Annotated in this window: 16 protein-coding genes; 5 read left to right on the top strand and 11 right to left on the bottom strand. The window is 62.7% G+C overall.

Translation table 11 applies throughout. The features are described 5' to 3' along the window. Together treS and A3M3_RS0108575 are read right to left on the bottom strand one after the other, a co-directional pair. On the bottom strand, window positions 1-1,797 hold the full coding sequence (treS, locus tag A3M3_RS0108580) for a maltose alpha-D-glucosyltransferase (protein ID WP_028265990.1): 1,797 nt from the start codon (window positions 1,795-1,797) through the stop codon (window positions 1-3). A gap of 5 nt (window positions 1,798-1,802) precedes the next feature. After that, window positions 1,803-3,881, bottom strand: a complete 2,079-nt coding sequence (locus A3M3_RS0108575; protein ID WP_051423306.1) for an alpha-1,4-glucan--maltose-1-phosphate maltosyltransferase — start codon at window positions 3,879-3,881, stop codon at window positions 1,803-1,805. 132 nt (window positions 3,882-4,013) lie between these two features. Here A3M3_RS0108575 and glgP point away from each other — a divergent pair, with 132 nt between their 5' ends. Then, window positions 4,014-6,632, top strand: a complete 2,619-nt coding sequence (gene glgP, locus A3M3_RS0108570; protein ID WP_197023161.1) for an alpha-glucan family phosphorylase — start codon at window positions 4,014-4,016, stop codon at window positions 6,630-6,632. 47 nt (window positions 6,633-6,679) lie between these two features. On the opposite strand, the gene A3M3_RS0108565 is transcribed toward glgP, so the two are convergent. Both A3M3_RS0108565 and glgX read right to left on the bottom strand, forming a co-directional pair. Further along, on the bottom strand, window positions 6,680-7,039 hold the full coding sequence (locus A3M3_RS0108565; protein ID WP_028265987.1) for a barstar family protein: 360 nt from the start codon (window positions 7,037-7,039) through the stop codon (window positions 6,680-6,682). Between the two features lie 7 nt (window positions 7,040-7,046). Then, the gene (glgX, locus tag A3M3_RS0108560) at window positions 7,047-9,158 is read right to left on the bottom strand and encodes a glycogen debranching protein GlgX (RefSeq protein ID WP_028265986.1); all 2,112 of its coding nucleotides are present in this window, start codon (window positions 9,156-9,158) and stop codon (window positions 7,047-7,049) included. A 280-nt stretch (window positions 9,159-9,438) separates the two neighbouring features. On the opposite strand from glgX, the gene A3M3_RS0108555 reads away from it, so the two are divergent. The 3 genes from A3M3_RS0108555 (at window position 9,439) to A3M3_RS0108545 (ending at window position 11,719) form a co-directional block, all read left to right on the top strand. Next, window positions 9,439-10,251 carry a carbon-nitrogen hydrolase family protein gene (locus A3M3_RS0108555; RefSeq protein ID WP_028265985.1) on the top strand — a complete coding sequence of 271 codons (813 nt, stop codon included), beginning with the start codon at window positions 9,439-9,441 and terminating at the stop codon, window positions 10,249-10,251. Window positions 10,252-10,544: 293 nt separating this feature from the next. Then, complete coding sequence (locus tag A3M3_RS28825; RefSeq protein WP_231497211.1) at window positions 10,545-10,868, top strand: helix-turn-helix domain-containing protein; 324 nt, start codon at window positions 10,545-10,547, stop codon at window positions 10,866-10,868. After that, on the top strand, window positions 10,865-11,719 hold the full coding sequence (locus tag A3M3_RS0108545; RefSeq protein ID WP_028265294.1) for an IS3 family transposase: 855 nt from the start codon (window positions 10,865-10,867) through the stop codon (window positions 11,717-11,719). The genes A3M3_RS28825 and A3M3_RS0108545 overlap by 4 nt, the downstream gene beginning before the upstream one ends. Before the next feature lie 90 nt (window positions 11,720-11,809). Here A3M3_RS0108545 and rlmB read toward each other — a convergent pair whose 3' ends face one another. The 5 genes from rlmB to A3M3_RS0108520 all read right to left on the bottom strand — a co-directional run bounded on the left by rlmB (window position 11,810) and on the right by A3M3_RS0108520 (window position 16,380). Then, complete coding sequence (gene rlmB, locus A3M3_RS0108540; protein WP_028265983.1) at window positions 11,810-12,805, bottom strand: 23S rRNA (guanosine(2251)-2'-O)-methyltransferase RlmB; 996 nt, start codon at window positions 12,803-12,805, stop codon at window positions 11,810-11,812. Between the two features lie 79 nt (window positions 12,806-12,884). After that, the gene (gene cysS, locus A3M3_RS0108535) at window positions 12,885-14,348 is read right to left on the bottom strand and encodes a cysteine--tRNA ligase (RefSeq protein ID WP_028265982.1); all 1,464 of its coding nucleotides are present in this window, start codon (window positions 14,346-14,348) and stop codon (window positions 12,885-12,887) included. A 55-nt stretch (window positions 14,349-14,403) separates the two neighbouring features. Further along, window positions 14,404-14,913 (bottom strand): 2-C-methyl-D-erythritol 2,4-cyclodiphosphate synthase, encoded by a 510-nt coding sequence (ispF, locus tag A3M3_RS24335; RefSeq protein ID WP_035742501.1) that lies wholly within the window; start codon window positions 14,911-14,913, stop codon window positions 14,404-14,406. A 26-nt stretch (window positions 14,914-14,939) separates the two neighbouring features. Further along, a complete protein-coding gene (gene ispD, locus A3M3_RS0108525; protein WP_028265981.1) occupies window positions 14,940-15,722 on the bottom strand; it encodes a 2-C-methyl-D-erythritol 4-phosphate cytidylyltransferase in 783 nt (260 codons plus the stop codon). Window positions 15,723-15,897: 175 nt separating this feature from the next. Next, window positions 15,898-16,380, bottom strand: a complete 483-nt coding sequence (locus A3M3_RS0108520; protein ID WP_011690592.1) for a CarD family transcriptional regulator — start codon at window positions 16,378-16,380, stop codon at window positions 15,898-15,900. Between the two features lie 295 nt (window positions 16,381-16,675). Between A3M3_RS0108520 and A3M3_RS0108515 the strand changes: the two genes are divergently transcribed. Next, window positions 16,676-17,257 (top strand): hypothetical protein, encoded by a 582-nt coding sequence (locus tag A3M3_RS0108515; protein ID WP_028265980.1) that lies wholly within the window; start codon window positions 16,676-16,678, stop codon window positions 17,255-17,257. Window positions 17,258-17,395: 138 nt separating this feature from the next. On the opposite strand, the gene A3M3_RS0108510 is transcribed toward A3M3_RS0108515, so the two are convergent. Continuing rightward, window positions 17,396-18,076: a response regulator transcription factor gene (locus A3M3_RS0108510; protein ID WP_028265979.1), complete on the bottom strand. Its 681-nt coding sequence runs from the start codon at window positions 18,074-18,076 to the stop codon at window positions 17,396-17,398. Continuing rightward, on the bottom strand, window positions 18,073-19,278 hold the full coding sequence (locus A3M3_RS24330) for a sensor histidine kinase (RefSeq protein WP_051423047.1): 1,206 nt from the start codon (window positions 19,276-19,278) through the stop codon (window positions 18,073-18,075). The genes A3M3_RS0108510 and A3M3_RS24330 overlap by 4 nt, the downstream gene beginning before the upstream one ends. Window positions 19,279-19,485 lie beyond the last annotated feature (207 nt).

Below are 19,485 nucleotides of genomic sequence, written 5' to 3'. Positions count from 1 at the left end.
TCAGCCTTCGATGGAGAGCACTGGGATGGCTTGGGTGTACGGCGAGGATCCGGTGGATCCCGCCGAGCGTACCCGGAGCCAGAAGAAATCGTGGCTGCCGAGCGTGAGGGTCAGGGAGCCGTCGGCCCCAATCCCCGGGAATGGCTGACCGCCGAACACATCCCTCAAGCCCCTACCGGCGTATTCGGGGATATCCAAAGTGGTGGCCACCGGATGCTGGGACAGGTTGAAAACGCACAGGATGGACTCGGCATCCTCGCCTTCCGGATTGCCTTCGCGGAGATCGCGCATGTAGGCGAGCACCACCTCGTGGTCTGCCGGGACGTGCCGGAATTCGCCTAGTCCAAAGGCCGCGTGGTTCTTCCGGACGCTCAGGATCTGCCGGGTCCAACGCAGGAGCGACCCGGAATGGGCTGCTTCGGCTTCGACGTTCGCCATGCTGTAGTTGTAGACCAACGACTGGATGACGGGCAGGTAGAGCTTTCCGGGATCGGCGTTGGAGAAACCTGCATTACGGTCCGGGTTCCATTGCATCGGCGTGCGGACGGCGTCGCGATCGTCGAGCCAGATGTTGTCACCCATCCCGATTTCATCCCCGTAGTAGAGGAAAGGACTGCCGGGGAGGGACAGCAACAACGCATTGATGAGCTCAATCTCGGAGCGGGAGTTGTCCAGCAGCGAGGCAAGCCTGCGCCGGATTCCGATGTTGGCGCGCATCCTGGGGTCCGGCGCGTACCAGCCGAGCATGGCGGCACGTTCGTCGGCCGTGACCATTTCCAAGGTCAGCTCGTCATGGTTGCGCAGGAAGGTGCCCCATTGCGCCCCGGCGGGAATGCCCGGGGTCTCGCGCAGGGTTTCGATGATCGGCGCGGCTTTCTGGTCGCGGAGCGCGTAGTACAAGCGCGGCATGATCGGGAAGTGGAAAGCCATGTGGCACTCCGGTTCTTCCACGGTGCCGAAGTACTCCACGACGTCGTGCGGTGGTTGGTTGGCTTCGGCGATGATCACGCGGCCGGGGTAGTTCTCGTCCACCATCTTGCGAAGTTCCCGCAGGAAGCCGTGGGTGGCCGGCAGGTTTTCGCAATTCGTGCCCTCCTCTTCGAAAAGGTACGGGATGGCATCCGCCCGAAATCCGTCAATTCCTTGGTCCAGCCAGAACCGGACGACGTCGTGGACGGCCTCGATCACCTTGGGGTTTTCGAAGTTCAGGTCAGGTTGGTGGCTGAAGAAGCGGTGCCAGAAGAACTGCCTGCGGATCGGATCGAAGGTCCAGTTCGACTCTTCCGTATCCACGAAGATGATGCGGGCGTCCTGGTACTTTTCGTCGGTGTCACTCCACACGTAGAAGTCGCCATAAGGACCATCTGGATTCTTGCGCGACTCCTGGAACCACGGGTGTTGGTCCGAGGTGTGGTTCAGGGGGAGGTCGATGATGACCCGGACGCCCCTTGCATGGGCCTCGGCCACGAGCCGTTTGAAATCGCTGATGGTGCCGAACTCGTCCAGGACGGAGGTGTAATCGGAAATGTCGTAGCCGCCGTCGCGCAGGGGCGAATCGAAGAATGGCGGCAGCCACAAACAGTCCACCCCGAGCCATTGCAGATAGTCCAGTTTGTCGATCAGGCCGTGAAAATCGCCCGAGCCGTCACCATTGGCATCCGCGAAGGCCCTCACCAGCACCTCGTAGAAAACCGCCTTCCGATACCAGTGAGGGTCATGCTGAAGGCCCGGGGCGTTCAACTCGAAAGTGTTCTTAGGCGTAAAGTACTGGCTCTGGCCCTGCGGATTGAAGCTCACTAAGGCTACCTCCGGATGTTGAGAATGTGTGCCGGTTCTACATGGGCGTCTAGTCGGACGTAGTTGTACTCGCCCCACTCCCAGCTTTCGCCGCTGACCAAATCATCCACCCAGAATCGTCCGTTGGCGGTGAAGTCGGATGGATCCAGCGAAAGAGCGGAGAGATCCAGGGTCACGGTGCTTTCCCTGGTGCCGTGGGGATCGACGTTGACCACGATGATCAAGGTGTCCTTGCTGCCGTCGGGCAGGGTCTTGTGCTTGGAGAACACGATGGTGGCGTCATCCGTGCTGTCATGCAGCGTCAGGTTCTGCAGATCGCCCAAGGCGGGGTGGGCCTTTCGAATGGCGTTCAGCCGTGTGATGTAGGGGGCCAGACTGTGCCCGGAGGCAGCCGCGGCATCCCAGTTGCGGTTCTTGAACTCGTATTTCTCGTTGTCGATATACTCCTCGGCACCCGGACGTGCCACGTGCTCGTATAGTTCGAATCCGGCATAGACACCCCACAGCGGGCTGGCGGTGGCAGCCAGGGCGGCACGGATGCGGAATGCGGCCGGACCGCCGTACTGGAGGTATTCCGTGAGGATGTCCGGGGTGTTGACGAAGAAGTTGGGTCTGAAATATGCCGGGGACACGTGGCTGACCTCGTGGAAGTAGGACTCCAGTTCGCGCTTCGTGTTCCGCCAAGTGAAGTAGGTGTATGACTGTTGGAAGCCTGCCCGGCCGAGGGCGTGCATCATCGCGGGGCGGGTGAACGCCTCGGCGAGGAAAACGACGTCGGGGTACTTCTTGTTGACCTTGCCGATCAGCCACTCCCAGAACCACACCGGTTTGGTGTGCGGGTTGTCCACACGGAAGATCTTCACGCCGTGGCTGACCCACAGGAAGACAATCCGCAGGACTTCCTTGGACAGCCCGGCGGGATCGTTGTCGAAATTCAGCGGGTAGATGTCCTGGTACTTCTTGGGCGGGTTTTCCGCGTAGGCGATGCTGCCGTCCACACGGGTGGTAAACCATTCCGGGTTTGTCTTCACCCAGGGATGGTCAGGGGCGGCCTGCAGCGCCAAGTCGAGCGCTACTTCCAGGCCCAGCTCATTGGCGCGGGCTACGAAGGCGTCAAAATCTTCGAACGATCCGAGTTCCGGGTGGATGGCGTCGTGCCCGCCGTCCTTGGAGCCGATAGCCCACGGCGAGCCGGGATCTTGCGGACCCGGGGTCAGCGAGTTGTTGCGGCCCTTGCGGTGTTGGAACCCAATCGGGTGGATCGGCGGCAGGTAGATGACATCAAAGCCCATGTCCGCAACAGCGTCGAGCCGCTTAGCCGCCGTCGTAAAGTTCCCTGAGGTCCATGTTCCGTTGGCGGGATCGAAAACGGCCCCCTCGGAACGCGGGAAGAATTCGTACCAGGCTCCGCGGCCGGCAAGGTCACGCTCCACCAGCAGCGGGTACTGGTCCGAGACGGTCACCAGTTCACGGATCGGCTGGCGCTCGACGACGGCGGCAACCTCTGCGCTGAAACCGGCAGCAAGGCGCTCCTCGGCAGTCTTCGACGTATCAGCCAACGCTTCAGAAGCGGCGCGAAGGGTGCGCTTGTCTGCCGCGCTGCGAGCGCTCTCACCGGCGGCTTCCGCGAGGAGGGCGACGCCTTCGGCGAGCATCAGCTCGACGTCGATACCGGCCTCGACCTTGACTTCGGCGTTGTGGTGCCACGTTCCGTAGCGATCGTGCCAGGCTTCGATCGCGAACGTCCAGGCTCCCGGCGCCGTCGGGGTCAGCAGGCCTTCCCAACGGTCGGTTCCCTTTCCGCGCTCGCCCGGTGCGGGTGCGAGCCGGACACGTTGACGCTCTTTGCCTTTCGGGTCCAAAAGGATGGCACTCACGCCAAGCTGGTCGTGGCCCTCACGGAAGACCGTGGCGCCTACCACCAGGTCTTCGCCTGGCAACGCCTTGGCCGGGAACCGGCCTTCTTCGATCACGGGTTGCACGGCCGTAATGGGGAATCTGCCGAATCTGAGACCTTCGGTGATGCCCGTCTTCTGCTTGGACTTGGATGCTGAGCTGGATCGCGTTGTTGCAGTAGTCGTCACAACCTCGACGTTAGCGAGAAAAATCACATTTTGCTAAGGGGTGCCGCCAGACTCCTCGGCGCAATCTGTCATTTACCTAAAAGAAACCGAAAGCTGTTCCTGCTGTACATCGAGTGGATTAGTGTGGCGCTAGTGAAGGCAATTCGAAGGTTTACAGTCCGTACTCTGCTCCCTGAGCCGATCCAGCCGCTGGCGCGTCTTGCAACGAACCTGCGTTGGTCGTGGCACCGCCCCACCCGCGAGCTCTTTGCCAGCCTCGACCAGGAATTGTGGCAGGAGAACCGCCATGATCCCATCAGCCTTCTGGGATCAATCAGCCGTGATCAATTGGACCAACTTGCCTCCAACAACGATCTTGTTGAACGTGTCCAACACGCCGCGGCGGATCTTGACCGGTACCTGAGTGAACCGCGTTGGTACCAGGGGCTAGGGCCGGATGCTCCGGCGTGCATCGCCTACTTCTCACCTGAGTTCGGTATCACGGAAGTGCTTCCGCAGTACTCGGGTGGCCTGGGCATCCTGGCCGGTGACCATCTGAAGGCCGCTTCGGACTTGGGCGTGCCGCTGATCGGCGTCGGACTGCTCTACCAGGCGGGCTACTTCAAGCAGTCCCTTTCACGGGACGCCTGGCAGCAGGAAACCTACCCGGTGCTGGACCCGGACGGACTACCGCTGACGCTGCTCCGTGAACCGTGCGAGGACGGCCCCGGCAAGCCGGTGACGATTTCGCTGCCGCTGCCCAATGGACGCAAGCTCAATGCGCACATCTGGCGGGCCGACGTCGGACGCGTGCCCCTCCTGCTGCTCGATTCGAACGTTCCCGGCAACGACGACGCCGCGCGCGGCATCACGGATCGCCTCTACGGTGGCGGTGGCGACCACCGTCTACAGCAGGAACTCCTGCTTGGCATGGGCGGAGTTAAGGCGCTGCGGGTCTACCAGCGCCTCACGGGCACCCCGGCCCCGGAAGTGTTCCACACCAACGAGGGCCACGCAGGTTTCCTGGGTATCGAACGCATCCAGGAGCTCATGTCCACCGAGGCCCCGCTCTCTTGGTCCGAGGCTCTCGCCGCCGGGCGGGCGTCCACCGTCTTCACCACACATACCCCGGTTCCGGCCGGGATCGACCGCTTCGAGGCCGTGCAGATCCGGCACTTCTTCGACGCCGGGCTGGCACCGGATGTTCCCGTGGACAGGGTCCTGGAACTCGGCAGGGAAAACTATGAGGGTGGCAACCCCGCAGTCTTCAACATGGCTGTCATGGGATTGCGCCTGGCGCAGCGGGCCAATGGCGTGGCCAAACTGCATGGTGTGGTGTCGCGCGAGATGTTCTCCGGGCTTTGGCCTGGCTTCGACCACTCCGAAATCCCGATCACCTCGGTAACCAACGGGGTCCACGTGCCCTCCTGGGTGGATCCGCGTATCTCTTCTTTGGCCCGCGAGCAGTTCGGAACCGAAGCCGAAGCCGTGGGCCGTTGGGACCTCGCCTACAACGTCAGCGACGAGGACGTCTGGAAGCTGCGCCGGCAACTTCGCGTGTCCCTCGTGGAGGACGTGCGGCGCCGGCTCCGCGCAGCGTGGAAAAAGCGCGGTGCCGCCGATGCGGAACTGGGCTGGACCGACGCCGTCCTGGACCCGGACGTGCTGACGATCGGCTTCGCCCGGCGCGTGCCGACCTACAAGCGCCTCACACTCATGCTCCGGGACCCTGCACGCCTGAAGGCATTGCTGCTTGATCCCAAGCACCCCATCCAGCTGGTTATCGCCGGTAAGTCACACCCCGCGGACGACGCCGGCAAGAAAATGATCCAGGACCTGGTCAAATTCACCGACGACCCCTCGGTGCGGCACCGGATCGTGTTCCTGCCCAACTACGACATCGCCATGGCCCGCACGCTCTTCCCGGGCTGCGACGTATGGCTGAACAACCCGCTCCGGCCCTTGGAAGCCTGCGGCACCTCCGGCATGAAGGCGGCCATCAACGGTTCCCTGAACCTGTCCGTCCTGGATGGCTGGTGGGATGAGATGTACGACGGCGAGAACGGCTGGGCGATCCCCACCGCCAACAATGACGCATCTCCGACCGAACGCGACGACATCGAGGCCGCAGCCCTGTACGAGCTCCTGGAGACCCAGGTGGCCCCACGCTTCTACGGTTCCACAGTCTCCGCGGACGCCGGCGCCGCAGGTCCCTCGCAGTCCCCTCCGGAGACCGTCCCGACGCACTGGGTCTCCATGATCAAGCACACCTTGGCCCACCTCGGCCCGGCGGTCTCGGCCGAACGCATGCTCCAGGACTACGTCAATACTTTGTACCGTCCAGCCGCAGAGTCGGGGCGGCGTGCGGTGGCCAATTCCTTCAAAGAAGCGAAGGAATTGGCGTCCTGGATCACGAAGGTCCGCGGCGCCTGGCCGCAACTGGTCGTGGAGCACGTCGATTCCGTAGGCGTCTCCGAGGAACCCCAGGTCGGCGACACGCTCCGCGTCAACGCATACATCGCCCTCCACACCCTGACGCCGGCGGACGTCAGCGTCGAGGTGGCTTATGGGCGGGCCGAGGAAACTGACGAGCTGGAAGACATCACCGTGGCCGAGCTGAGCTCCTTCGAGGATCTGGGCAACGGCCGGCACCTGTTCACCGGCTCCATCCTGATCAACCGCTCCGGTTCCTTCGGCTATACCGTCCGGGTCTTCCCGAAACACCCCTCCTTGGCCACGAAGGCGGAACTAGGGCTGATCGTCAACGCGTAGCGGCCAAACTGTCTGCCGGGCGGGCTCAGGCCCGCCCGGCCCGTATGCTACTGCTGGAAAACCGCGATGACGGCGAGGTCCCGGCCGGAGTAGCTTTCTGCGTCCTGGAGGATTTCACAAACCACTCCGAAGGACCGGTCCGTGCGGTAGGCCGCCGGAACCTGCCAAATCAGCGTGACGGGCGGCTGGCCGTCCTCGGACACGGTGTCTGCGAAATCGTGGAGTGAATCGTTGAGGGCGTCCAGGTCCACGCCGTAGTACTCGGGGAAATCGAGCACTTGGCCGAAGACCTCCAGGACCGCCTGCTTACTTGCTGCCGGGGGAACCATCACCGTGCGGCGGCCGGCGTCGGACACTTGTTCTTGCAGTTCTTCAAGCGTCCAGGTATCAGCGGAATAGATCTTCATGGTGTCCCTAGGTGCGGTAAATGTTGATGGTGTTGCCTTGGACCACTTCCCGCTCGCCTGCTGCAACCAGTGCTCCCTGCCTGCGGTCATTGAGCTCGGACGTCGTCAGGCGTAGCTCGAACATGCGGCTTCCCGTGCCGGATTCGGCGATCAATTTGGGGAGGACGACCTTGTGGTCATCCTTGTTTCCGTTGATCACGATCAGTCCGCGGAAGGCGCCACCTTCCGAGCTCATCAGCAACTGGACAATCCGCAAGGAGGAATCGTGCCACCGGGCCTCCGTCATGGGCTGGCCCTTTTCATCAAACCAATCCAAGCCCGTGCCATTGTCCGGGAAACCGGCGCCTTGGGCCTTCATGAACTCTTTGCGGAGCCGGATCACCCGTTTGGTGCTCCGCAGCATCTCATGGGATTCGGGTGTCTGGGTCCAGTCGATCCACGTGAGCGGGTTGTCCTGGCAGTAGGCGTTGTTGTTCCCCTGCTGCGTTCGTCCAAGCTCATCGCCAGCGGTGATCATGGGTATGCCAAGGGAGATCATCAACGTGGTCATGAGGTTCCGCTTGGAAAGGGCGCGCGCGGCGAGAATCGTCTCGTTTTCGGTGCGGCCTTCGAATCCGTGATTGTAGCTGAGGCTGTGGGTCTGCCCGTCCCGGTTTTGCTCGCCGTTGGCCTCGTTGTGTTTGCGGTCGTAAGACACCAGATCTCTTAAGGTGAAGCCGTCGTGGGCCGTGACGAAGTTGAGCGAAGCGAGCCTGGAACGTCCGGACGGTTCAAAAACCCGGGCCGAGCCCGTCAAGGCGTCGGCGAGATCCCCCATGGTGCTGCCGGACATCCCGCCTTCGTGAGCGCCCCGGTCCGAGAGCCAGAAGCGGCGCACGCCGTCGCGGAAATGATCGTTCCAGTCCACCCATCCCTTGGGGAACCGGCCAGTCTGCCAGCCGCCGTAGCCCACGTCCCAAGGTTCGGAAATGAGCTTGGCCTTGGACAGCACGGGATCGTCCGCAATGCGCTTCAGGAAAGGATGCTCAGGATCGAAATCGTTGCCCGCATTGCGGCACAGGGTCACGGCAAGGTCGAAGCGGAAGCCGTCAATGTGGAATTCATTCACCCAATAGCGCAGCGAGTCGATGGCCAGGTCCACTACCCGGGGTTCGGCGAAGTTGAGGGTGTTGCCGCAACCAGTCGTATCAAGGTAGCGGCCGTGGGCATCGTGGCGGTAGTACTCCCGCTCCCCCAGGCCCCTGAAACTGAAGGTATCGCCGTCGGGACCTCCTTCGGCAGTGTGGTTGTAGACGACGTCGAGGATCACTTCAATCCCCGCGGCATGCAGCAGCTTCACCATGCCCTTGAATTCGTCTTGGACGGCGTGGGGACCTGCCTGCTGGGCTGCCTGGGTTGCGTAGTCCGCATGCGGCGCGAAGAACGCAGCCGTGTTGTATCCCCAATAGTTGGTCAGGCCCAGATATTGCAAGTGCTGCTCGTCCATGTGGAAATGCACGGGCAGCAATTGAACGGCTGACACACCGAGGGAGTGGAAGTGCTCGATCATGGCGGGATGAGCCATGCCCGCGTAGGTTCCACGGAGGTGCTCCGGGATATCCGGATGCTGCATGCTTTGGCCCCGGACATGTGCCTCGTAGATGATGCTGTCCCGCCACGGCGTGCGAAGCGGCCGTTGGTCTTCACCCCAGTCGAAGGCCGACTCCATGCGGACGGAGGTCAACAATTCGCCGCGCTGGTGCACCGCCCGGCCGTAGGGATCCAGCAACAATTGCTCGGCGTCGTCGGCATCAAAGTCCGGAGCGGGAACGGACAGCGGCAGTGCTTCCTCAAGGACGGCGGCACGGAAGCCGTACCGGCTGCCAGGTGGCAGCCCGTCCACGATTCCGTGGTGCACTCCGTCATCTATGTTGGGCAGTATCTGGACTTTCCAGGAATCGCCGGGGGCCTTGTAGGCGAGCTCGATTCGGGTGATCCCGGGTGCCCACACGGCAACGTTGACCCGGTCCGGAGAGTGGGCATCGCCGTCGGACGCTCCAGGCCGCGGAACGCTCAGCCCAAGCGGCGACGGCCGCGAGGCGCCCGTTGTTGATGCTGTGTCAAAAATCGGCATAACCATTGATTGAGAGTTTAGTCTTCGGTGCCAAATCTCTGTTGTCCGCTGCTCATATGACAGTGTTGGTGGCCGGCGCTCGGGGCCGGACCGATGGCCCCAGCGGGTGCAAACAGGCCGCTCACCTGCTGAAACGTCCTATTACCCGGTTCCTGGGGTGTCTCCCGAAACCGGACGTTTGCGCTGATTGTGTCAGAGGGGCCTGATAGCCTGCCGGCCCGTGGATGAGTTCGTTTCCTCGCCGTGGTCGTTGCATACTTTGCCTATAGACCATGTGGAGGTAATTGTGCGAATCGCCCTTGCTCAACTCATCAGCGGCCGCGAACTGGCAGACAACCTGATCCTGTTGGAAGACTACGCGCGCCGGGCCAAGGACGGCGGCGCCGAGCTGGTGGTGTTCCCGGAGGCGACCATGCGGGCGTTCGGGAATTCCCTGATCGACATCGCCCAGCCTCTGGATGGCCCGTGGGCCAGCCGGGTGCGGGAGATTGCCCAGGAACTTGGGATCGTGATCGTGGCCGGCATGTTCACCCCCGGGTTTGCGTCCGACGGCAGCAGCAACGGCAAGGTCCGGAACACCCTGATCGCCACGGGACCAGGCGTGGAAACCAGCTACGACAAGATCCACCTCTTCGACGCCTTCGGTTTTGCGGAATCGGACACCGTTGATGGCGGCACGGATCCAGTAACGTTCGACGCCGGCGGCCTCACCTTTGGCCTGGCCACCTGCTACGACATCCGGTTCCCGGCTCTCTTTACGGCCAACGCTGTCCGCGGAGCCGACGTGAATATCGTGTCCGCATCCTGGGGAGCCGGGCCGGGCAAGGCTGAGCAATGGACGCTGCTCGCGCGGGCCAGGGCGATCGATACCACAACCTTCGTGCTCGCCTGCGGCCAAGGCGATCCCGCGAGCCAGGGCCGCGAACCCAAGGGTGCCGCGCCCACCGGAGTGGGGCACTCCGTCGTCGTGTCCCCTTTGGGAACAGTGCTGGAAGAGCTCGACGCCGAACCCGGCCTCTTGTTCGCGGAGCTGGATGCCGCCGTCGTCGAGGACGCCCGAGTCAAGCTCCCGGTCTTGGCCAACCGCCGCGACTTCTAAAACGATTCTTCCGGTTGACAGCGACTCTCGCTCACCTTTCACCGGAAAACCCCGGACGCCCGCTCACATCTTGAACTGGTCCCCGGAAGTTGGACTGAGAAATTCAGTTCCGACTTCCAGGGAGCAGTTTTATGCATGCACGTAGTTCATTGTCTGAGGTCCAGCGTGAGGCCGCTGTAGCGTGGTTTGAGAAAGGCGTCGGGCACGTGGCGGCGGCCAGGATGCTGGGTGTGTCTCGTGTGCCGGTCAAGGCACTGTTTGGGCGGTGGAGGATTCATGGGCAAGGAGCGCTGGTGAGCAAGCCGGCGAAGTCGTACTCTTTCGAGTTCAAGCTCGCCCTGGTCGAGCGGTTCCTCGCGGGCGAGACCGGCCCGGACCTGGCAGTGGAGGCAGGTTTGTCCTCGCGCGAGTTGTTGCAGAAGTGGGTCCGGGCGTATCGCCGGGAGGGCGCGGACGCGTTGCGGCCCAAGCCCAGGGGCAGGCCCCGGCAGCCCGATTCCCCGCCCCCGGCGGAACTGCCCGAGCTGGAGCGGTTGCGGCGGGAGAACGAGCGGTTGCGGGCCGAGGTGGCGTATTTGGGAAAATTGCGGGCCTTGAGGGCGCAGGAACGACGGTGAAGGTCCAGGCCCTCATCGCTCTCAAGGCCGGCTTTCCCCTGCCCGTCCTGCTGCAGGTGGCCGGGCTTGCCCGGTCCACGTTCTTCTATCACCAGGGGCGCCTGCAGGCTCCGGACCCGCAGGAAGCACTGAAGGCCGCGGTGGCGGAGATCTTCGCGAAGAACCGGGGCCGGTACGGGCACCGGCGCATCCACACCGAGCTGGGCAGGCAGGGGTGGGCGGTCGCGAAGAAGACCGTGCTGAAGCTGATGCGTTCGCTGCGGCTGGTCTGCCAGGTGCGGCGGAAGAAACGCTACAACTCCTACCGGGGCGGGCAGGGCGCCGTCGCGGAGAACGTGCTGAACCGGGAATTCGACGCCGATGCCCCGAACCGGAAATGGGTCACCGACGTGACCGAGTTCAGCGTCGGGGACCGCAAGCTCTACCTCTCACCGGTCATGGACCTCTTCGACCGGCAGATCATCTCCTATTCGATCGGGTCCTCCCCGAACCTGGAGCTGACCAACACCTCGCTGCGTGAGGCATTGAGCCGCCTCGGGCAAGGCCAGCAGCCTCTGGTGCACTCCGACCAGGGGGTCCAGTACCAGCACATCTCCTGGCGCACTCTCCTCGAGGGCGCCGGCGCGGTCCAATCCATGTCGCGCAAGGGCAACTGCTACGACAACGCCGTGATGGAGAACTTCTTCGGCCACCTCAAGGAGGAGATGTTCCACAGGACCAGGTTCCTCAACACCGAGGCACTGGAAACAGCGCTGCACGAGTACATCCGCTGGTACAACACCGAAAGAATCTCCACAAAACTCGAGGGCCTGAGCCCGGTGCAATACCGTGCCCAGGCCCTCGCAGCCTAGGATCCTACTTAGCCAGTCCAACTTCCGGGGACCAGTTCATCAAGTGAGCGAGCGTCCGTTGGAACCGCCAAAAAGGTGAGCGGGCGTTGGTTACTTGGCTGCGCGCTGCCTTGAAACTTCGTACAGGGAGATCCCCACGGCCATGGAGGCATTGAGCGATTCCATGGCGGAGTCGATCGGGATGGAGATGATCTGGTCGCAGTTTTCCCGGACCAGTCGGCTGAGGCCCTTGCCCTCGGAACCGACAACAATGCAGAGGGGCTCGGTAGCCAAGGAGAGATCCGGCAACGAGACGTCACCGTCGCCGTCCAGGCCGAGCACGAAGATACCCATCTCCTTGAACTGCTTGAGGGCGTTGTTGAGGTTGGCCGCCCGGGCCACGGGGACGCGGACTGCCGCGCCGGCGCTGGTCTTCCACGCAGAAGCCGTCACACCGACCGAGCGGCGCTCAGGCACAATCACGCCGTGTCCACTGAAAGCGGAAACGGAGCGAATGATCGCACCCAGGTTGCGCGGATCCGTGATGCCGTCAAGGGCAACGAAGAGGGGCGCATTGGCGATGTACCCCTTCTTCCACTTGCCAACCGTTTCCTCGGCGAGGTCGTAGGCGTCCTGGTACTCGTAGGGCGGGATCTGCAGCACGAGGCCCTGGTGGACGGCATCCTCGGTCATGCGGTCCAGTTCCGGCTTACCGGTTTCCAGCAGCGGGATACCACGTTCCGCAGCGAGCTTGAGGGACTCCTTGACGCGATCGTCCATCTCGATCCGGATGGCAACGTGCAACGCCTTCGCGGGGATGCCGGCGCGCAGGGCTTCCACCACGGAGTTGCGTCCAGTGACTACTTCCTCAGTAGCGCGGCCCTTCGGACCCGAGCGGGCGCCAGGATTGGAGCGGCTGCCTCCCCCGGCCGCACGCTTGGCTGCCGAGCGTTCGGCCAGCTGCTTGCTCTTATAGGCCTTGTGGTATTCACGGTCCTCGGCTTTGGGGGTTGGACCCCTGCCTTCCAAGGCCTTTCGACCGTGGCCACCGGTTCCAGTGGAGGGGCCCTTCTTCTTCTTGACAGCCCGACGACCGTTGTTGGCCATGAATTCCACCCTTGATTGTGTTGAGTACGTCTGCAATCAAGTCTACTGAATCAACTTAAATCGGGCTGACGGCGCAGATTCAGTCCTTTTTCAGGCTCCAGCTGGCACCATCCGGGCCATCCTCGACGGCGATTCCAGCCGCGGCCAAAGTGTCCCGGATCGCGTCGGAAGCTGCCCAGTCCTTGTTGGCTCGTGCTTCGGCACGGGCCTGCAGCTGTGCCTCCACCAGGACCTCAAGGGCTTGAACGGTCTCGGAGTTCTCCTGGACTTCGCCACGGACATCGTTGAGTCCAAGCACGGTGGTCATGGCCCGGACGGCTTGAAGCGCTTCCTCGGCCACGGCGTCGTCCCCTGATGCCAGCGCCGTGTTGCCCGCGCGGACTGTTTCGTGCAGGGCGCCCAGAGCCTGTGGCACGTTGAGATCATCGTCCATGGCGGCAGCAAAAGCGTCCGGGACAGGGCTGGACTCGGGATGCGCAGCGAAGTCGCCGCCGAACTTCCTGGAAGCCTTCGCGATGAAACCGTAGATGCGTTCCACGGCGGCCGCGGCCTCCTGCAGCGACGTGGGCCGATAGTCCAAGACGGAGCGGTACTGTGCCTGGCCGAGGTAGTAACGAACTACCCGCGGACTGGCGAGCTCCAGCATTTCCTGGGGGCTCACCGTGTTTCCCACCGACTTGGACATCTTTTCGCCCTCGTAGGTGACCATGCCGTTGTGCAACCAGAAGTTGGCGAAGCCGTCACCGGCGGCCTGGGACTGGGCCATCTCGTTCTCGTGGTGCGGGAAGCGCAAATCCAAGCCGCCGCCATGAATGTCGAACTGCTGGCCCAAGTACTTTGTGGCCATGGCGGAGCATTCAAGATGCCAACCCGGCCGCCCGGTTCCCCACGGCGAAACCCAGCTCGCCGTCGTCGGCTCTCCGTCTTTGAAGCCCTTCCACAGCGCAAAGTCGCGCGGGTCGCGCTTCCTGTTACTGAATTGAGGCTCGACGTCGGCGGCTCCCTGCATGTCGTCGATGTTCTGGCGGGTCAGCGAGCCGTACTTGCTCCAGGAGCGGACGTCGAAGTAGACATCCCCGGAGCCGTCCAGCGCAGGATAAGCGTGCCCACGGTCGATGAGGCGTTGGATGAGAGCGTGCATCTCGGGGATGTGGCCCGTAGCTCGGGGCTCGTAGGTGGGACGGGAGACACCGAGGGTATCGTAGGCCTGCTCGAATTCCTGCTCGTAGCGGTAGGCCAAGGCCCACCATTCCTCCTCGGCCTTGGCTGTGGCTTCCTCGGCCCAGTCCGGCCCGAACGACTGCGCCGACTTGGCGAGAATCTTGTCGTCGATGTCCGTGACATTGCGGACTACCGTGACACGCAGCCCGCGGTATGTCAGCCAGCGTGTCAGCTGGTCGAACGCGATCGCTGAACGGACATGTCCAACGTGAGGCATCCCCTGTACCGTGGCACCGCAGTAGTAAACGCTGGTCTTCCCGGCTTCAAGGGGAACGAAGTCACGGACTTCGGCGGATGCAGTGTCGTAAAAGCGCAGGGTCACCGCTCCAGATTAGCGGATGCACACCATTTGCCTTCGTCGCAGCACCTACCGGCGCTCAGGCACCCTCGCCGCGGACTGTCGCCGGCACGGCGTAAACGAGAGCGGTCGCAACGGCGGAGATGCCCTCGCCCCGCCCTGTGAAGCCCAGGCCATCGCTGGTGGTCGCCGTAACGCTCACAGGAGCCCCCGCGGCAGCGCTGAGGACACGCTGCGATTCTTCGCGCCGCGGGCCGAACTTGGGCCTGTTAGCAACGAACTGCACTGCCACGTTCCCAATTTCAAAACCGGCATCCCGCACAATTCTGGCCGCTTCTCCCAGCAACTTCACTCCGGAAGCACCGGCGAATTCGGGACGGTCCGTACCGAAATGCGTACCCAGGTCACCAATGCCGCAAGCAGAGAAGAGGGCATCCGCAGCTGCATGGGCGACGCAATCGCCGTCGGAATGTCCTGAAAGCCCGCGTTCCCCCTCCCAAAACAGCCCGCCCAGCCAAAGCGGTTGCGGTTCGTCCTCCGGCGCATAGGCGTGCACGTCCACACCGATGCCCGTCCGCGGCAGGATCATGGCGGCATTCCCGGGCGCAGTGCCCATCAGCCTTCCACCCATCGGACTCCGAGCGGCCCTTCCAACAGGCCTTCGGCAATGATGAGGTCCAACGGCGTGGTGATCTTCAGCGATTGGCTGGCGCCCCGCACCGCGTGGACGCGTACGCCCAGTAGTTCGACCAGCATGGCATCATCCGTGATTGCTGCTGATTGGGTGTCGTCGAAGTCTGCGGCCGCCGCGTGGGCACGCAGCAAAGTCTCATAGTCGAATCCCTGCGGTGTCTGCACGGCACGGAGTTGCTCCCTCGGCGCGGTTCCTGTGACAATCTCCGGCGCGATTCCGGCGTCGTCCCCGTCAGTTTCGGCGACCATTTTGACGGTGTCCACCACCGCAATGGCGGGGATGACTGCCTTGGCGCCTGACGAAAGCGCAACAGCCACGCGGTGGAAGACCCGATCGGGCGTAAGGGCTCGCGCGGCGTCATGGACCAGCACAGCGTTCGTCCCTTCAAGCACCGCCTCAAGGGCAGCACGGACCGAATCGGCCCGAGTGGGTCCGCCGTCGACCACTGTGACCAGGGGGCCGTCAGTGCCGAGCTCTTGCCGGAATTCCTCACAGAGAGCGCGCAGCTCCAGGTCCCCCGCGGGGAGGGCAACGCAGATCTGGCGCGCGACATCTGCCGCAGCGACGCCGCGAAGGGCATGGGTCAGGATCGCTTCGCCGCCCAGCGGCACTCTTGCCTTGGGCATACCGTAGCCGAGCCGCTCGCCAGAGCCTGCCGCGACGACGACGACGGCTGTGGCCTCACGATGGGATGGTGTAGTCATGCGCCCAAGCCTACGTGGTGCCCACCCGCCCAACTAGCTCGCATTTGTTGTCGTTATGAGCCCTGTAAACGACAACAAATGCGAGCTAGTTGGGGAAGTTGGCCGGTAGCGGGGATTCATGCAAAAGGAAACCCCGGTGGCAGATTGCCACCGGGGTTCAAAACTTTGAATCTTGTTAGGAAGCCAGAACTTCGTCGAGAACGCTTGCAGCCTTCTCTTCGTCGGTCTTCTCAGCCAGTGCCAGTTCTGAAATCAGAATCTGACGGGCTTTGGCCAGCATTCGCTTTTCGCCTGCGGAAAGGCCGCGATCGTGATCACGGCGCCAAAGATCGCGGACGACCTCTGCAACCTTGATGACGTCGCCGGAAGCAAGCTTCTCCAGGTTTGCCTTGTAGCGACGGGACCAGTTGGTGGGCTCTTCAGTGAACTCGGCACGGAGCACGTCGAACACGTGTTCCAAGCCTTCCTTGCCCACTACGTCCCGAACCCCAACAAGGTCTACGTTTTCTGCTGGAACTTCAATGGTCAGATCACCCTGAGCCACCTTGAGCTTGAGATACATTTTCTCTTCGCCCTTGATAGTGCGCATCTTGATTTCTTCAATTTTTGCTGCACCGTGGTGAGGGTAAACTACTGTCTCGCCGACCTCAAAAACCATGTGGACTTTCCCCTTTCCCGCAAACCAGTTTATCACGCTTAAGGCATACGATTGGCGTGGAGAGGGGCCCCGAGGCCTGTAAATACGCGGAAAATGGCCTTTTCGGCCCTCCAGCACCCCCTTGACGGGAGGGCATAAAAGTGCATGGGACACGGCGTCCCGGATGACCCTACTCCTCTCGGAGGGCCGCCACAATGGTGATCGAAAGCCGTGATCCTGCTAGTTTGCCGATAGGCTATGCCTGAAAAGTGTTCCAATGACTCTTAGAGGAGTACGTGTCGTGCGCATTACTGCGATGAACCGCGTCCAGCGCGGCAAGCTGGCGATGGCGTCGGCCGCTGTCGCCATCGGTCTCTTGTCCGTGACTGGCTGTGCCTACATCAATCCCCAGCAGACCAACCAGCAGTATTCTCCGTCTGACGGCGTGAGGGAAGACCTCGGTTCGCTTCAGCTGCGCAACATGCTCATCATCTCCACGGATGCCAACAAGCCGGGCCGCGTCATTGGCGCCGTGTTCAACACCTCCTCGAGCGATGCCACCCTCACCCTCAGCGGCGCCGGCGGGTCACAGGCGACCATTCCTGTGAAGGCAAAATCCGAGACGTACCTCAACGAAACCACCGACGCCGTCATTCTGAGCACCAGCGGCGGAAACCCCGGCTCCATGGCTTCCATCACCATCACGAACGGCTCCGATTCCCGCACCGTGCAGTTCCCGGTCCTGGATGCTTCGTTGAAGGAATACCAGCAGTACCTCCCCACCGCGTCCGCTTCACCGAGCCCCTCGGCCAGCGGTTCCGCCACCCCGAGCAGCGGCTCCACCTCGTCAAGCAGCAGCGCGAGCCCGACGCCGAGCGCCAGCAGCACCGGCCACTAAGGCGGCAGGGGCCCGAGCCTGCAAAGCTCGGCAGCCCACGAAACCACAAAGGAAGGGCTCCCACCGGGGAGCCCTTCCTTTGCCGTTGCTATGTATTTGCCCTCCGAGGCCGTTCCGGCCGCTCAGGGCATGCAGTTCCTACGGCTCGAACTTGTAGCCGAGGCCCCGCACCGTCACGAGGTAGCGGGGAACCGAGGGGTCGGGCTCGATCTTGCTGCGCAAACGCTTCACGTGAACATCCAAGGTCTTGGTGTCACCCACATAGTCCGAACCCCAGACGCGGTCGATCAATTGCCCACGGGTAAGGACCCTGCCCGAATTGCGAAGGAGCATCTCCAGGAGTTCGAACTCCTTGAGCGGAAGCGATACTTGTTCGCCATTGACGCTCACCACATGCCGCTCAATGTCCATCCGGACCGGACCGGCCTGCACGGTGGACGTGATGAGTTCCTCCGGCTCGCCTTGCCTGCGCAACACAGCACGCACGCGAGCCACAAGTTCCCTCGACGAGTACGGTTTGGTGACGTAGTCGTCCGCGCCGAGCTCAAGGCCCACCACCTTGTCGATTTCAGAGTCCTTGGCGGTCAGCATGATCACCGGAACGCTGGAACGTTGACGCAGTTGCCGGCAAACCTCCGTGCCAGGGGTCCCCGGCAGCTGCAGGTCCAGCAGCACCAGGTCTGCCCCGTTGCGGTCGAACTCCACCAAGGCCTCGCTGCCGTTGTCCACCACCTGGACATCGAAGCCTTCCTTGCCCAATAGATAGGACAGAGGGTCGCTGAAGGACTCCTCGTCCTCCACGATCAGAATCCTGCTCAAGCGCCAGCTCCTTGCTCTTGGGCGCGTACCGCACCCGTCGTTTGAATCACGCTTCGGGGCTTCGCCCCGGCGTGGTCGGCCTCCTGGCCTTCCATTTCCGGAAGGCGGATGGTGAAAGTTGAACCCTGGCCGGTCTGGGACCAGACGGTGACCTCGCCGCCGTGGTTGGACACCACATGCTTGACAATACTCAGACCCAAGCCTGTACCCCCGGTCTGGCGGGACCTGGCCGCGTCCACGCGGTAAAAACGTTCGAAGATCCGCTCTTGGTCTTCCGGGCTAAGCCCCTCACCCTGGTCTGTGACGGAGATAGCCACCACGCCCTCTTTTGCGCGGACACCTACTCCCACCCGGGTGTTTTCGGGCGAATAGCGGATCGCGTTGTCGATCAGGTTCCGCAAGGCAGTGACCAACAAGTCCTGATCGCCGAACACCATGGTTTCCGTCCGGCCGCCGACCACGATCTTGATGTTCTTGAGCTCGGCCGGGAGCTGCGAGCGATCCACGGCTTCGGCAATTACGGTGTTGATGTCCACCGCGTGCCCCTGCTGCGCCACGTTGGCGCCCTGGAGGCGGGACAGCTCTATGATGTCCTGCACCAGAGCGGCGAGTCGCGTCGATTCCTTGTGCATGCGCTTGGCGAAACGGCGGACGGCTTCTTCGTCGTCCGGGCTGGCCTCGAGCGCCTCGGCCAGCAGGGAAATGGCGCCTACCGGGGTCTTGAGTTCGTGCGAAACGTTTGCGACGAAGTCGTTGCGGATCTCTTCGGTACGGGTGATTTCCGTGCGGTCATCGGCCAACAGGACGATATATTCCTGTCCGAGCATGGCTGCCCGTACCTGCACCACGATGGTGCCCTTGCCCAGTGGACCGCGGGGCAACTCGAAAGTCTCCTCCAGGATCACGCCGTCGCGCCGCACCTTTGCGGTCATGTCCAGCAACTGCTTATGCACCACGGTGTGGCCCCTGACGAGGCCGTACGCGTAGGCCGCTGGACTGGCGCGCACGACGCCGTCGATCGCGTCCACCACGACGAAAGCGCGCCCGACGACGGACAGCACCTCCGCTGCGCCCTCCGGAAGAATCGGTTCGGCGACGTCCAGGTCCGCGATCCTTCGCTGCCGTTCACTGAGCCTGAACGCGAGCACGCCAAAGACGCCGCACGACAGGCCGACGAGACCTGCGATGACACCGATGAGCACTGGATCCACGGATCTAGCTTATGCGCTGAAAACACTGCAAAATATGGAACGGTCACCAATCGGCCCCGATTCAGCTAACGTTCACCTAAAGATGCGCAACCGTTCACGGACCATTGCGATCCTTGCTAGTTGGACCATAGTTAAGCTGCGATGATTTCCGCGCCGTCAGAGGGGTGCGGAGAAGACTTCCAAGGAGAGGACGCCACC

The organism is Arthrobacter sp. MA-N2 (assembly GCF_000517125.1).
Classification (GTDB): domain Bacteria; phylum Actinomycetota; class Actinomycetes; order Actinomycetales; family Micrococcaceae; genus Arthrobacter; species Arthrobacter methylotrophus.
The sequence above is the reverse complement of the archived record's forward strand: the minus strand, read 5'-3'. Positions and strand labels throughout refer to the sequence as shown.